A 13954-nucleotide genomic window follows, 5' to 3' on the forward strand; every position below is an offset into this window, starting at 1 on the left:
ATTAGAGTGAAGAATCCGTATTATCGTCTTCGTTGTCGATATGACTTAGGTCATCCGCCGGATCAGCACTTTCCGGTTCCAGTTGTTGCAAATCCAGTTTGTTGAATAACAGTTGTGTCTCTTCTTCAAGGTTTTCCGAATCTTCGAACAAACCTGGCTCAGGAAGGTCCTTAATTGAAGCCAATCCGAAATAATCCAGGAACGACTTGGTCGTTCCGTACAGAATTGGTCGTCCGATCGCCTCGGCTCGTCCCACTTCAATAATTAGATCCTTATTCACAAGCGTATGGATGGCACGCTCCGATTTTACCCCGCGGATTTCCTCAATCTCTACCCGTGTAATGGGCTGCCGGTACGCTACAATAGCCAGCGTCTCCAGAGCCGCTTGGGATAAGGACGTACGCGCGGGAGAGTATGCCAGTTTCTCGAAATATACAGCGTGGTCAGGCAAGGTGCCCAACTGTACTACACCAGCGATCTTGAGAATCTGTACACCTCGTCCCTGCTGTGAAAATTCATGAATCATCTCCTCAATCGCGTCCGTTACAAGCTCCACTCGCTGGTCGACGATCTCGGCGATTTGTTTGATACTCAGACCTTCTTCTCCGGACAAAAACAGCAGGCCTTCAATAATCGATTTCAATTTCGGAAAATCCATGATTCTTTGTTTCCCCTCTCCACTCCATAACGATATCCTCAAACATCCGTTCCTGATAACAGACAATCTGCTTCATCTTCATCAGTTCCAGCACCGCCAGAAAAGTGACAACAATCTCATGGCGATAGATATGCTCATCCATCAACTTGGAGAATAACAGTCTGCCTCCCGGCCCCATACTTTCCAAAGCGCCGATGACATCCCGTATCCGGTCCTTAACCGAAATCTCATCCCGTTTGATCCGGGTTACAGTTGTACGCTTCTCAGCCTTGCGTAGCGCCTTCTGAAATGCTGCAATCAGGTCAGAGGTGTGTAAACCCTCAACCGGGTTCGATTGGGCTTCTACGGGCATATAGGGGCGCAGATCCTCGGGCTCTTTGGAAAATATAAGGCTGCGTTCCCACTCCCGTTCATGAAGATGACGCGCAATTCCCTTGTACTTGCGATATTCTATCAGACGTGCAATCAGCTCTGCACGTGGATCATAATCTTCTTCTTCCATAAAATCATAATCCTCGAAGTCCTCAATGACCGGTGGTTTGGGCAATAAAAGTTTGCTCTTGATCGACAGCAGTGTTGCTGCCATAACCAGAAATTCACTCGTAATATCCAGTTCCAGTTCCTGCATCGAATGCAGATACGCCATGTATTGATCGGTAATATCGCTGATGGGAATATCCTGGATATGAATTTCAGCCTTATCAATCAGATGAAGCAGCAGATCCAAAGGCCCTTCAAAAGTCTCCAGTTTGTATGTAACTACCGTCACTAGACGAATCCTCCCGCCAGAAAAATACAAAACCCTGCTAAGCCGTCCGAATCCGGTTTCCCGTGTTCGTCTGCGCAAAGCAGGGCACTACTATTAAATAAGCACTATTTTAGCTGTTTCGTCAAGTTTGCCATCTCAATTGCCGCCGTAGCTGCATCCCAACCTTTGTTACCTGCCTTGGTTCCGGCACGTTCAATCGCTTGTTCAATATTTTCTGTTGTAACCAGTCCAAAGATCGTAGGCACGCCAGTTTTCAGGTTAATTGCTGCTACCCCTTTAGCCATCTCGTTGCACACATAATCGTAATGCGTAGTGGATCCACGAATGACAGTTCCCAAGGTAATTACCGCATCATACTTGCCGCTCTCTGCCATTTTCTGCGCAATCAAAGGGATTTCGAACGCACCTGGAACCCAGGCTACATCCACTTCATCATCCTGAACGCCGTGACGTTTGAATGCATCGAGCGCTGCGCTAAGCAATTTACTGGTAATGAATTCGTTGAAACGTCCAACGACAACTCCATATCGTGATCCTTCTGAAACTAAATGTCCTTCAAAAAATTGTGGCATTCAAGTCATCTCCCTAACGGTATAATGTAATGTAAGTAACGGAAATTCCTAATTAATCTCTTCCATAAATTACATGGTGAACATTGTTCATCTAAAATATATTTACTTTTCGTTTTGCTCGATATCATCAAACTTGAGCATATGCCCCAGCTTGGCTTGCTTCGTATGAAGATAAACCGTATTGTCCTCGTTCTCCTCCATCTGGATCGCGACACGCTCTACGACTTCAAGTCCATATCCTTCAAGACCTTTAATTTTACGAGGGTTGTTAGTTAGCAGTCTGATCTGACGAACCCCAAGGTCTTTCAGAATTTGAGCGCCAATTCCGTAATCACGCAAGTCAGCAGCAAAGCCCAAACTCAGGTTTGCATCAACAGTATCCATACCTTCCTCTTGCAGCTTATAGGCTTTGAGTTTGTTGATCAGGCCAATACCCCGACCCTCTTGTCTCATATAAAGCAGTACACCATTGCCTTCCTCGTGAATCTGTTTGAGTGCCGCATCAAACTGCGGACCACAGTCACAACGATGCGAATGGAATACATCACCTGTCAAACATTCAGAGTGCACACGTACAAGTACGGGTTTGGAACCATCAATCTCTCCTTTGACCAGAGCCACATGTTCCTTATTGTCCACAGCGTTTGTATAAGCCACCGCTTGAAACTCACCAAAGTCCGTTGGCATACGCACAGCTACTTCACGTTGAACCAGCTGCTCTTTTTCGTTACGGTAACGAATCATGTCCTGAATACTGATCAGCTTCAGATCATGTTTGCGGGCAATCTCCTGCAGATCCGGAAGTCTGGCCATCGTGCCATCTTCCTTAATCACTTCACAGATAACGCCGGCAGGGTAGGACCCACACATGATAGCGAGATCTACAGCCGCTTCCGTATGTCCGGCACGCCGAAGTACACCGCCGTCTTTTGCAATCAGCGGGAACATGTGACCAGGCTTACGGAAGTCCCCGGCTTTCGCCTCAGGATCGATCAGACCTTTCACAGTAATAGAGCGTTCATGTGCCGAGATACCTGTTGTCGTATCTTTGTGGTCCACAGAGACGGTGAAGGCTGTTCCATGGAAATCCGTATTTTGTTGAACCATCGGTTTCAGGTTAAGTTCGTCCGCACGTTGTTGTGTAATCGGAACACAGACCAGACCTCTACCTTCAGTAATCATGAAATTAATGACTTCAGGTGTCGCCTTTTCGGCCAAAGCGATAAAATCGCCTTCATTCTCCCGATCTTCATCATCCACAACAATGACGGGTTTACCACGCATGAGATCATATATGGCTTCTTCTATTGTGTCCAGAATGGATTGTTCTGACATTGGTCCACCTCCAGTTAATTTCTGTTCTCTATTTATGCAAATCCGTGATTGGAGAGAAAATCTTCACTGATACTGCGCGGCTTGCCAGCACCTGTCTCCCGATGTCCTCTCCCATACTGGAGCAGATGATCCACATATTTGCCCAAAATATCGCATTCGATATTAATGGTATCCCCTGTCTTTTTCACATTTAGTACAGTTTCACCAATGGTATGCGGGATAATGGAAACCGTGAATGCGGTATCCGATGTATGGACAACGGTCAAGCTAATGCCATCCAGTGTAACCGATCCTTTGGGGATCAGATATTTGAATAACTGGTGATCATCAGGCTTGATCTCAAACACAATTGCATTCTGATCACGTGTTATACTGCCAATCACTCCAGTACCATCAACATGGCCCTGAACGATATGTCCGCCAAAACGACCGCCTGATTGCATGGCCCGCTCCAGATTAACTTTACTGCCAGATTGCAGCTGACTGAGATTGGTATGGCGATAGGTTTCAGGCATTACATCGGCGGTAAAACCTCCACCTTCGAGCGTTGTCGCAGTTAAGCACACGCCGTTCACTGCTACACTATCACCAATCTTCAGATCGTCCATGATGGCGGAAGCTCCGATATTCAGGACCATCGCTTCGCCTTTCCGACCAATACGCCGGATCTGACCGACTTCTTCCACCAAACCGGTAAACATGCTGCCGCCTCCCTTTTTCAAGTTATAAAGAACCTAACTTTCTACTTTCAAATCCATTTATTTATTCAGGCCACACCGGAATACCGCCAATGCTGATATTATCTCCAACTTGTTCGATCTCCAACTGATTCAATTGAATCGCCTGATTCATACGTTCCACACCCTCGAAGCGAAAGCTTCCAGGAGTATCATAACCGCCTACAATCTTCGGAGCGATAAACATGAGCAGTCGATCGACCAACCTTGCCTCCAGCATGGCTCCATTCAAGGTGCCTCCACCTTCAAGCAAAATTGAACCAATGTCACGCTCACCCAACTTGCTAAGTCCGTTTAACAGATCCACACGTGGTCCAGGACCACAGCGTATAATCTCGACGCCGTAGGCTTCCAAACGTTCAGCAGCTTCAGGACTGGCTTCGTCTGTTGTCAGCACCCATGTTGGAGCAAGACCATCCTTAACCATTTTGGCACCTACGGGGAGACGTAACTTGGAATCCACTACAATGCGCACTGGACTAATGCCTTCGACTTGCAAACGGGTTGTAAGTTCCGGATTATCGGCGATTACCGTGTCGACGCCAACCATAATTCCCTGGTGACGATGACGAAGGGCATGCACAATCTCACGAGCAGGCTCGTTGGAGATCCACTTGCTGTCTCCGCTGCGAGTAGCAATTTTCCCATCCAAAGTTGTAGCTGTCTTCAACGTCACAAAAGGTAGACCCGTTGTAATAAACTTAATGAATTTTTCATTCATGCGTCTTCCACGCTCACGCAGTACGCCAACTTCAACTTCAATGCCTTGTTGACGAAGCATGCTTATGCCCCTGCCGGATACTTGCGGATTTGGATCTTCACAACATACCACAACACGTTTCACCTTTTCATGAATCAGGCGTTCACTACAAGGTGGCGTCTTGCCATAATGACTACAAGGCTCAAGTGTAACGTATACCGTACTTCCTTCTGCATCACTGCCTGCCATGTTAAGTGCATGCACCTCTGCATGACCGGTTCCACGTTTCAGATGGCTTCCCAGGCCTACAATACGACCCTCTTTCACAACTACACATCCAACGACCGGATTAATCCCAGTCTGTCCCTGTGCTCGTTCCGCCATATCCAATGCAAGTGCCATATAAAATTCATCATTGATCATTTCCAAATCCGTTCACCCCGCGGTTTAAAGTCTTGTTTATTAAAAAATCCCCGTCGAACAATCAGTTCGATGGGGATGATGAGAGACAAATGTCACCAGCAGGAGTGAAATGGATACAGCACGCCAACACTTTGCCCAAAACTTCATTTCGGGCAAGTGAAAATAGACACATACCTTAATGAACATCAATTACAGGTAAAGAGCATTTATAGTGCGGCATATGTATGGAACTGTCCGGCGTAACCGGATCTTCCCTGCACAGTGCAAGACATCACAAATCGTGACTGTGCAGCAATACTCCTGCTGAATGCAAACCTGTTAGGTCTGCACCTCTCCTTCTCCCATCCAGACTATACTGTCGGTTCTGGAATTACACCAGATCAGCCATCTGCCACAGGCAGACAGGTCACGGACTTTGCATCAAGTGCTGGACACATAGGTCCTTACACTTCCTGCATCACCGCCGGTAGGGAATTGCACCCTGCCCTGAAGGATTGCTTTCGTTATTACTTGGATGTTAGCACTTTAATGCCAAAAAATCAATTGTTTTTTGTTCCTTTTTGTCACATACTAACTTTTAATAAGCTAAAAAACAACAAAAAACCGCTTCCTCTCAAGGAGGCACGGTTTTTGCTTGGAGGCACATTTCACATCCATCGTATCATTCTACATATCAGGAAAACACCAGCTCGCCATATGCTTTAATTCTTTGGCGTTATGAAATGGAGTTCGGTCAGGTTCTTGCAGGGGCGAAGTCGGAAGCGGGAACTCTCTTGCCACCCTTCTGACCCAACTTGTGGAATCGATCGCAATAGCCGAGCATTTCCAGCGTCCATTCGCTCTCGGTCGAAACGTCCCATGCAAATCTGCTTTTCCCGGCATCTCTGGAAAGACACCATCCAGATATTCGACGATGACGCGCTTGTCTCTGACTTCATGACAGTATACAGTCACCCATACGCCTTCCCGGACCCGAACAGCATACACATCTCCAGACTGTACCTCCCCGGTACCTGCATCTGGAGATGCCTTTGGCACTTTTCCGCGAACACTTCTCTTCTTCTCCAATGCCCCTAAGATCGTGTCCTTTACAGCTGGACTCTCATCAGGCTTATCCGCAAGTGATATGTTATTCAGATCAAAATCATGAAATATCTTGTTCAGGTTGTTCTCATTAATTCCGACAGATGAGTCCCACCACGCCAGAGGGGCCTGCACTTCAACCCGCACATTGGGGCGTGAGTCACGCTGCATGTAAGAGGTGAATTCCGTGATCATTCCAGGATGTTCCGGCGTATCCAATATGCCAATCAGAGCTAACGTCTCAAGCAAATCACGGTAGGCATATTCCTTCTGTGTAGGCAAAAGACGTTCCTTCTTGAGCGCTACTGCTGCCTTGCTGTAACGTGTTTTGGGAGGTAATTCGCGCAGCACCGTTAACACCGCACGGAATGTCCAGCGGTCGTAATCATTGGGTATTGGAATCTCCTGCGCGGCAGCCAGCTCTCGAAGTGCCAACACATATCCAAAAGGATCACCGTCCAACGGAGTTCCATTGGTCATCCGCCAATACCATTGTAGCGTTGTGTCGGTTGCTTGATCTACACTTAATCCGCAGATCTTGCAAGTGTTCGAAGATGGATATGGCGTATGTTCATGACTGGGCATACTGCTCGCAACAAGCTTGCCCGTAAGCAACGAGCGCCAGATCATGGGTGCTGACCACAAAGAGGATACAAAAGCCTGCGCTGCATCATTGATCGTCCATTGATTCGCAACTTTTTTCAGCTCAGTAATGGTTTCATCATGTTGCGGACGTACAAATCGATTCGGTTCATGCCCGGCTGCCTCAAGCGCTTCTCGATCCTTTACCGATAGACTATCCGGAACGACATGTCGCGATGCCTGCAGTTCTTCATCCCACAACGTGCGCTCACTATAAATTTGTTTTAACAAGCTTAGCTGAGTAACCATATCCAAGGTTTTATTCATCCTTTCTAATTATCGATTTCAAGTATGTAAAAAAATAAAAAAAGTGCTTCTATAAAAGAAGCACTTCATGTTTGGATCCAGTTAAGGTGAAGGTATTAAGCTTCTACAACTTCAACAGTTTCCATTTTGTCTTTACCTTCTAAAGCATCCACGAACTCCATACCTTTAGTTACTTTACCAAATACCGTATGTTGTCCATCCAAATGTGGCTGCGGTTGGTAGCAGATGTAGAACTGGCTTCCACCTGTGTTACGGCCAGCATGTGCCATAGCAAGTGTTCCGCGCTCATGTTTGTTAGGGTTAATTTCACAGTTGATTGTGTAACCTGGGCCACCTGCACCGCTACCGTTAGGGCATCCGCCTTGAGCTACAAAGCCCGGGATAACGCGGTGGAATGTAAGACCATTGTAGAAACCGGAGTTAGCCAGTTTCTCAAAGTTTGCTACTGTGTTTGGAGCTTCTTGATCGAACAGATCGATCAGAACTTCTCCGCCGTTTGCCAATTTAATTTTCGCTTGTTTCGCCATATGTAAATGACTCCTTTCGTATTGACCATCGTTAATGGTGCCAGAACGCATGACCCTGGGCCAAGCATTACAGCACTTTTCTTAGTGTACACCGAAAATGTCTGGATCGCAAAAAAAACGGCAACTTTTTTCATGATTTAGCTCAAATACGTAAAAAGCAGACGAAAAAGGAAGTTCCCTTTTCATCTGCTTCAACTGTAAAACGAATTAGCGAGTGACTGGCTGTTTTCCAATGCGCGCTGGTACCAGGTCATTCTGGATGATATCTTGATACGTCTCACGGCGTACCACGACATCTCCTTGACCGTCTTTGACAAATACAACGGCCGGACGACGAATCCGGTTGTAGTTGCTCGCCATGGAGTAGTTATACGCACCTGTGCAAGCTACAGCGAGCAGATCGCCGCTTTCTACTTTTGGCAGATCCAGATCCCAGATCAACATATCGCCACTCTCGCAGCATTTACCCGCAACAGATACCGTTTCCTGAGCAGCCTCATTCGCACGATTCGCAAGCACGGCTTCGTACTTGGATTCATACAAAGCAGGACGTGGGTTATCGGTCATACCACCATCAACGGCAACGTATTTACGCACGCCTGGAATGTCTTTGCTTGTTCCAACGGTATACAGCGTTGTTCCCGCTTCACCTACGATGCTGCGGCCTGGCTCAACCCAGATCTCAGGTACGGCATAGCCGATTTGAGCAAAATGATTTTTAACGGCATCTGTAATAGCCTTCACATATTGCGCAACTTCAAGTGGCGTATCTCCGTCGATATAACGGATTCCGAATCCACCACCAAGGTTAACCACTTTGAAAGCAACATTAAGACGCTCATATACACTTGCTGCAAATTCAGCAACACGTTGAACAGCCATCTGGAAGCCTTCAACTTCGAAGATCTGGGAACCGATGTGGGAATGCACACCGAGCAATACCAAGTTAGACTGCTTGGAAGCCAAGTCAATTGCTTCAAATGCTGTACCATTACCGATATCAAATCCAAATTTGGAATCCGTTTGACCTGTGGAAATATATTCATGCGTATGTGCCTCAACACCAGGCGTCACACGAAGCAAAATGTTTACTTTACGATTTTTGTCCGCTGCTACAGCCTGCAACAGATGCAATTCATTGAAGTTATCAACAACAAAGCATCCAATCTCTGCATCAAGAGCCATTTCGATCTCTTCCAGCGTTTTGTTGTTACCGTGGAAGTGAATGCGCTCAGCCGGGAATCCTGCTTGCAGTGCAGTAAACAGTTCACCATCCGATACAACATCTAGTGAAAGTCCTTCTTCAGCTGCAAGGGCACACATCGCCATTACACAAAATGCTTTACTTGCGTAAGCAACCTGGAAGCCCAATCCGGAAGCACGGAATGCTTCCATGTACTCTCTGCAACGCTCGCGAACCAATTGCTCGTCCACAACGTACAGGGGAGTTCCAAATTGTTCTTTCAGATCTGTTGCATCGACTCCGCCAATCTCCAGATGTCCTTGCGCATTTATTTTACTTGTACCATGTAAATACATAATCTGCATTCCTCACTTTTTATATACTGGAACAGTTGCTATTCCAATGATTTTACACCAGTATACCAAATTAGGCAGCGAGATGAATGGATTTTTCGGCAGATCATTTGTGTTTTTTACTTTTTCGCAGTTCGCCGTCCGGATCATCGGACATTTTGGTGTTGTCACGTGTTTTGTTGAATGATGGACGTTTTTTATTTTCCAGCAGCGGAAGCCGGAATAAAAAGTTGCCCAGGGCCTTTGCATTAAACGGTATAAAAGGCCAGAGATACGAAGAATTGTACGACCTGTGAACGGTGAGTGCCAATATGAGCAATGTACAGCCTACTACCAATCCCGGAACCTTGAATATCGCAACAGCAATTAACAGAACCAACCTGACTAGCCTGTTGGCAAGTCCAAGCTCGTAACTCGGCGTGGCAAACATTCCGATAGCTGCGATAGCCATATAGAGTACAACCTCATTGACAAAATATCCTGTTTTGACGGCGATATCCCCGACTAGAATTGCCGCGATTAAGCCCATGGCCGATGCCAGAGGTGTAGGCGTATGAACCGCTGCCATACGTAATAAATCGACGCCCAGTTCGATCAGTAGAAACTGTAGAATCAGCGGTAACTTTACATTTTCCTGCGGACCAATGAAGTCAAGTCCCATCGGTTTAATCGAAGGGTCAATAACCATGAGAAGCCATAGTGGTAGCAAAAATAACGATATGAGAATCCCGGCAAAACGCACCCATCGTAAATACGTCCCCATCAATGCCGTCTGTCTGTTCTCCTCCGCATGTTCACACAGATCGAAGAAGGTCGTAGGCAGAATCATCACACTCGGGGAAGTGTCTACAAAAATAACAACTCTCCCTTCCAGTAAATGGGAAGCTGTAACATCTGGTCGTTCCGAATAACGAACGAGTGGGAACGGATTCCAACCCTTGTTGATAATCGCTTCTTCCAGCTGCTTGTCGGCTGCGGGAATACCATCGATATCCACTCGCTGTATTTTTTCACGAACGGAATCTACCTGCACTTTATCCACAATATCGTCAATGTACACCACGCAGACGTCGGTTTGTGTTCTCCGCCCCACCTGCATGATCTCAAACTTCAGGCCAGGGTCGCGTATTCTGCGCCGCACCAGGGTCACATTGGTCAGGAGTGTTTCGGTAAAGCCGTCTCTGGAACCTCGGACGACCCTTTCCAATGAAGGTTCTTCGGGTGAACGTACCGGATAACTCCGGGTATCCATAATTAAGACCGAGCGGTCCCCTTCAACGAACATTGCACTCATCCCGGTAAGAACCTTGTTGATGACCGCACTCATCTTCTCGACTTTTTCCACCTGAATATGGGGAATGTAACATTCAAAATAGGATTTGAGTGCATGTCCGGAGACGTCATCCGGCGTGAGATAGGTCAGTCTTTTCAACACTTCAAGCAAAATCTCATCCTTGGCGAAGCCCGTGATCATCAGCAATCCAACGTGCTTGCCACCCAGGACCATTTCCCTCATATTCACGTCGAACGATTCTCCAAGCCCCAATACCTGTTGCAGCGTATATTTGTTCTCACTCATGCGTGGGGAGATGTCATCGTTTTCCTGCCAATATTGTACGGATTCCTCAATGCTGTCGGACATCTCATTTTGTTTTTTCTTATTGTACGCTTTCTCCTCTTCTTCCTTCTGAATCTCATAAGCAGACTTGTGTAACATCTCTTCCGTTATACCTTCACTATTTTCCTGGCCTGTGTGCTCCGTTCGTTCATCCATCTTCCATCCTCCTATGGCCACGAGTTACCGCTGATATATAAAAAAATCAAACAGGGAACCTGTCATTTTGCCCAAAATCATGGCGAGCAGTAATCCAAACAAATAAGGTTTCATGCCCAATCGTTTGGCTAATACGGGCAGTACATTGAGTACCTCAGTGAGCGCCGCGGCCAGCAGACCGATGAACACGCCACAGAACAAACCAACAATCGGGCTGAGCAACAGCACCCCATGCATTTTCCAGTGCCAGAAGTCCGCCACCGTCCCGAGCAGTGAACCACCTATTAGCGCCCCTTCGTACCAGTGAGTCTTGTCATACGATTGCGTAAGTTGAGCCAACCTGGGAATCATATCGAGCACCAGAATGAGCGCAATTACGCCGCTCCCTACGGCAATTCCCCCTGCAATACCCAATACAATGCTGATTGCTCCATTAAGAACGCTCATCCGCATTCATCTCCCTGCGTTCCTGCTCGTGCATCCGTTCGCTCTCTTCAATCACCACATACTTATCTACATTTTGCTGGTATAGGAACATCTCCACTTCCAGCGGGGTAGGTTCCTCATTCCACTTTTTCTTGAACAAATGATTAAAAAATACTGCCATTCCAAATCCAATGCCAATGGAATACGCCACTTGGAACAGATAGGGATGTTCGTCCCGATGCCCAGTAAGCATCTCCACAATTCGAATCTGTACTTCCTGCATGTTCACATCGGCATGAAAATTCATGATGGTTAAGGCTGAACCAAAGAACAGCAGCAGCCAAACCAGAATGAACAGGGACCTGGAAGGTTGACCATTTCCCGCAATGACTTCAACCAACGTATGACCTGATCCCATCAGTTCCACAGTTACCTCCGGCAAGATGTGCCGAATTCGGGGAATAATCTGCAATATATCAATGAGGATCAGATTGCCATCCTCCGGTCCAGGGCGCAGCAGTTCAAGCTCCAGTAGCCTGCCCTCCTGGTCTTCAGAAGAGGTCAGTACATGTGCAATGTCTCCAAGCTTGACTGCTCTGCCCCTCTGGATGCGAATACGGCTGCGCAGACGAATATAGACCATTGGAGTGGGTGTCTGGGACATCCATAGCACTCCTTTACTGCGTAATTTAGGTTAGTATTTGAAGAATGTGCAAATTTATTACAAACGGGTTGGAAAAAAGGTGGAAGGCTGAGTTGGCGCTGCGGGATGGATCGGTCATTGGTCGCTGTTGCTCGGGGGGAGGATACACGCAGACACTACGACGGCAGACCAACCTTCTGATCGCTGTTGTCTCCAAATTCTTTTTATTGATTTCTAAGTGTTAGAAATTTGGAGACAAAGGCGAACGCTTCGCTTCTTCAGGTCTAATCTGCCGCCTGCGTTGCTTATGTATCCTTAGGTGAGCCCTCACGCTTCGCTCCTTTTGACCGATTCCATCCCTCCGCTGCCCATCGTCCTCCCGTTTCCAAACGTTTGAAATAAATATGCTGGGGAGGTGGCAGGAAGGGAATTAAAAGAAGAGCTTTTTGGGGGGTATTTGGCTCAAAATTCTATGACTCCTGAAGTTATCTTCTGAATACAACATAGACTACAACTTTGTAGAAATTTGGAGACAAAGGCGCACGCTTCGCTTCTTCAGGTCTAATCTGCCGCCTGCGTTGCTTGTGTATCCTTAGATGAGCCCTCACGCTTCGCTTCTTTTGACCGATTCCATCCCTCCGCTCCCCCTCGTCCTCCGTTTCCAAACGTTTGAAATAAACATGCTGGGGGGAGTAGGCAGGAAGGGAATTGAAAGATGAGCTTTGAGGGGGTATTTTGTGCAAAATTCTATGACTTGTGAAGGTAGCTTCTGGATATTAATTTTAGAAATTTGGGGATTTGAGGCGAAACTGAGTGTGAAGCATTATTTTACATATCAAAAAAGTCGCCGTATGGGCGACTCTTTGGGATTGGTTGATAGACTTACCGATCATAAACATTATCTCAAGAATTATTTTCTTTGTCTCTTTTGTTCAATTCCCTTCTAAATCGTAAAGGGGTTGAATTCATTGTTTTGCGGAATTGGTTAATGTAATAACTCGTGCTGTTAAAACCAACCTCATAGGCAATTTGGGTGATGCTACGCTTGGAGGATTGCAATAGTTCAATGCTTCTTTGGATGCGGTACTCTATCACATATTGCATGGGTGTGGTTTTCAGGATTTGCTTGAAATAACGGCATGTCTCCGATCGACTTAACTGTCCCGCCTTTGCAATATCTTCCAACTTAATTGGATCGGCATAGTTGAGATTAATCCATTGCAACATGTCTTTCATTCGATTGTTTCTGCTCACCTCTGATGGATCATGTTCTAGAGAATATCCGTTCATAATCAGCAGTTTCCACATATTAAGCACCGCAGAAGCAACATTCACTTCGTAAAAAGGAACTTGGTGCACTAACTCTTTTCTAATCCGTGAAATAACATCCAGGATCTGTTCTCCCCAAGCGTTAGCTCTTTCGATATACAAAAAAGGCAAATTAGTTGCTGTTACATATGGATGTACGTACTTTATATACAAATCCGCAGGCATGATAACGTGTGGGGACAAATTCAGACATAAATAAATGCAGTTCTCGCTCACCCCGTGATCTTCGGCCATATGCATTATTCCACTGTTGATAAAAACCCCGTCACCTTTGGACAAAATCATCTTTTGATCGTTGATATGGAACAACGCCTTACCCTGAAGAACGGCAACAAACTGCAATTCATCATGCCAGTGGAGAGGAATATGTCCGTGAACATTTTGAACAATGGTTGTCTCATAACAGGCTATAGATAATGTATCGGTACGGTGTTGCGTCATTTCTTTCAAATGTTGATCAATGATAAATTCGATCTTCTGCATGGCCCTCATCTCAATATAGTTATATTTTTAAGTGTAATATTGATATAAAT

At 46.3% G+C, this 13954-nt stretch carries 13 protein-coding genes and 1 riboswitch; all 13 genes read right to left on the minus strand.

The features are described 5' to 3' along the window. Position 1 precedes the first annotated feature (1 nt). The gene (scpB, locus tag MHH92_RS19185; protein ID WP_036672307.1) at positions 2-658 is read right to left on the minus strand and encodes an SMC-Scp complex subunit ScpB; all 657 of its coding nucleotides are present in this window, start codon (positions 656-658) and stop codon (positions 2-4) included. After that, positions 627-1427, minus strand: a complete 801-nt coding sequence (locus MHH92_RS19190) for a segregation and condensation protein A (protein WP_076328266.1) — start codon at positions 1425-1427, stop codon at positions 627-629. The genes scpB and MHH92_RS19190 overlap by 32 nt, the downstream gene beginning before the upstream one ends. 104 nt (positions 1428-1531) lie before the next feature. After that, complete coding sequence (ribH, locus tag MHH92_RS19195) at positions 1532-1999, minus strand: 6,7-dimethyl-8-ribityllumazine synthase (protein WP_017687651.1); 468 nt, start codon at positions 1997-1999, stop codon at positions 1532-1534. Positions 2000-2101: 102 nt separating this feature from the next. Further along, on the minus strand, positions 2102-3334 hold the full coding sequence (locus MHH92_RS19200) for a bifunctional 3,4-dihydroxy-2-butanone-4-phosphate synthase/GTP cyclohydrolase II (RefSeq protein ID WP_047843581.1): 1233 nt from the start codon (positions 3332-3334) through the stop codon (positions 2102-2104). A 32-nt stretch (positions 3335-3366) separates the two neighbouring features. Beyond that, positions 3367-4035, minus strand: coding sequence for a riboflavin synthase (gene ribE / locus MHH92_RS19205; RefSeq protein ID WP_036607839.1), 669 nt, complete (start codon positions 4033-4035; stop codon positions 3367-3369). A gap of 61 nt (positions 4036-4096) precedes the next feature. Beyond that, the gene (gene ribD / locus MHH92_RS19210) at positions 4097-5200 is read right to left on the minus strand and encodes a bifunctional diaminohydroxyphosphoribosylaminopyrimidine deaminase/5-amino-6-(5-phosphoribosylamino)uracil reductase RibD (RefSeq protein ID WP_036607842.1); all 1104 of its coding nucleotides are present in this window, start codon (positions 5198-5200) and stop codon (positions 4097-4099) included. 323 nt (positions 5201-5523) lie between these two features. Further along, a riboswitch (FMN riboswitch) is annotated at positions 5524-5692 on the minus strand. A 168-nt stretch (positions 5693-5860) separates the two neighbouring features. Beyond that, a complete protein-coding gene (locus MHH92_RS19215; RefSeq protein WP_340907706.1) occupies positions 5861-7168 on the minus strand; it encodes a hypothetical protein in 1308 nt (435 codons plus the stop codon). 113 nt (positions 7169-7281) lie between these two features. Beyond that, positions 7282-7713, minus strand: coding sequence for a peptidylprolyl isomerase (locus MHH92_RS19220; protein ID WP_017687646.1), 432 nt, complete (start codon positions 7711-7713; stop codon positions 7282-7284). Positions 7714-7920: 207 nt separating this feature from the next. Then, complete coding sequence (gene lysA / locus MHH92_RS19225) at positions 7921-9252, minus strand: diaminopimelate decarboxylase (RefSeq protein WP_017687645.1); 1332 nt, start codon at positions 9250-9252, stop codon at positions 7921-7923. A 103-nt stretch (positions 9253-9355) separates the two neighbouring features. Next, entirely contained in the window at positions 9356-11023 is a 1668-nt protein-coding gene (locus MHH92_RS19230; protein ID WP_340905686.1) for a spore germination protein, read from the minus strand. Between the two features lie 24 nt (positions 11024-11047). Beyond that, the gene (locus MHH92_RS19235; protein ID WP_026080996.1) at positions 11048-11476 is read right to left on the minus strand and encodes a stage V sporulation protein AB; all 429 of its coding nucleotides are present in this window, start codon (positions 11474-11476) and stop codon (positions 11048-11050) included. Continuing rightward, entirely contained in the window at positions 11457-12113 is a 657-nt protein-coding gene (locus tag MHH92_RS19240) for a stage V sporulation protein AA (RefSeq protein ID WP_339304832.1), read from the minus strand. The genes MHH92_RS19235 and MHH92_RS19240 overlap by 20 nt, the downstream gene beginning before the upstream one ends. A gap of 882 nt (positions 12114-12995) precedes the next feature. Continuing rightward, positions 12996-13904, minus strand: a complete 909-nt coding sequence (locus MHH92_RS19245; RefSeq protein ID WP_076327942.1) for an AraC family transcriptional regulator — start codon at positions 13902-13904, stop codon at positions 12996-12998. Positions 13905-13954 lie beyond the last annotated feature (50 nt).

The sequence above is a fragment of the Paenibacillus sp. FSL M7-1414 genome (genome assembly GCF_038003195.1).
Taxonomy (GTDB): domain Bacteria; phylum Bacillota; class Bacilli; order Paenibacillales; family Paenibacillaceae; genus Paenibacillus; species Paenibacillus amylolyticus.

Bases quoted from the DNA above. Each gene is read 5' to 3' on its own strand.
- ribH (WP_017687651.1), bottom strand. From the start codon at position 1,999: ATGCCACAATTTTTTGAAGGACATTTAGTTTCAGAAGGATCACGATAT.
- MHH92_RS19230 (WP_340905686.1), bottom strand. From the start codon at position 11,023: ATGGATGAACGAACGGAGCACACAGGCCAGGAAAATAGTGAAGGTATA.
- lysA (WP_017687645.1), bottom strand. From the start codon at position 9,252: ATGTATTTACATGGTACAAGTAAAATAAATGCGCAAGGACATCTGGAG.
- MHH92_RS19240 (WP_339304832.1), bottom strand. From the start codon at position 12,113: ATGTCCCAGACACCCACTCCAATGGTCTATATTCGTCTGCGCAGCCGT.
- scpB (WP_036672307.1), bottom strand. From the start codon at position 658: ATGGATTTTCCGAAATTGAAATCGATTATTGAAGGCCTGCTGTTTTTG.
- MHH92_RS19215 (WP_340907706.1), bottom strand. From the start codon at position 7,168: ATGGTTACTCAGCTAAGCTTGTTAAAACAAATTTATAGTGAGCGCACG.
- MHH92_RS19220 (WP_017687646.1), bottom strand. From the start codon at position 7,713: ATGGCGAAACAAGCGAAAATTAAATTGGCAAACGGCGGAGAAGTTCTG.
- MHH92_RS19235 (WP_026080996.1), bottom strand. From the start codon at position 11,476: ATGCGGATGAGCGTTCTTAATGGAGCAATCAGCATTGTATTGGGTATT.
- MHH92_RS19245 (WP_076327942.1), bottom strand. From the start codon at position 13,904: ATGCAGAAGATCGAATTTATCATTGATCAACATTTGAAAGAAATGACG.
- MHH92_RS19200 (WP_047843581.1), bottom strand. From the start codon at position 3,334: ATGTCAGAACAATCCATTCTGGACACAATAGAAGAAGCCATATATGAT.
- ribE (WP_036607839.1), bottom strand. From the start codon at position 4,035: ATGTTTACCGGTTTGGTGGAAGAAGTCGGTCAGATCCGGCGTATTGGT.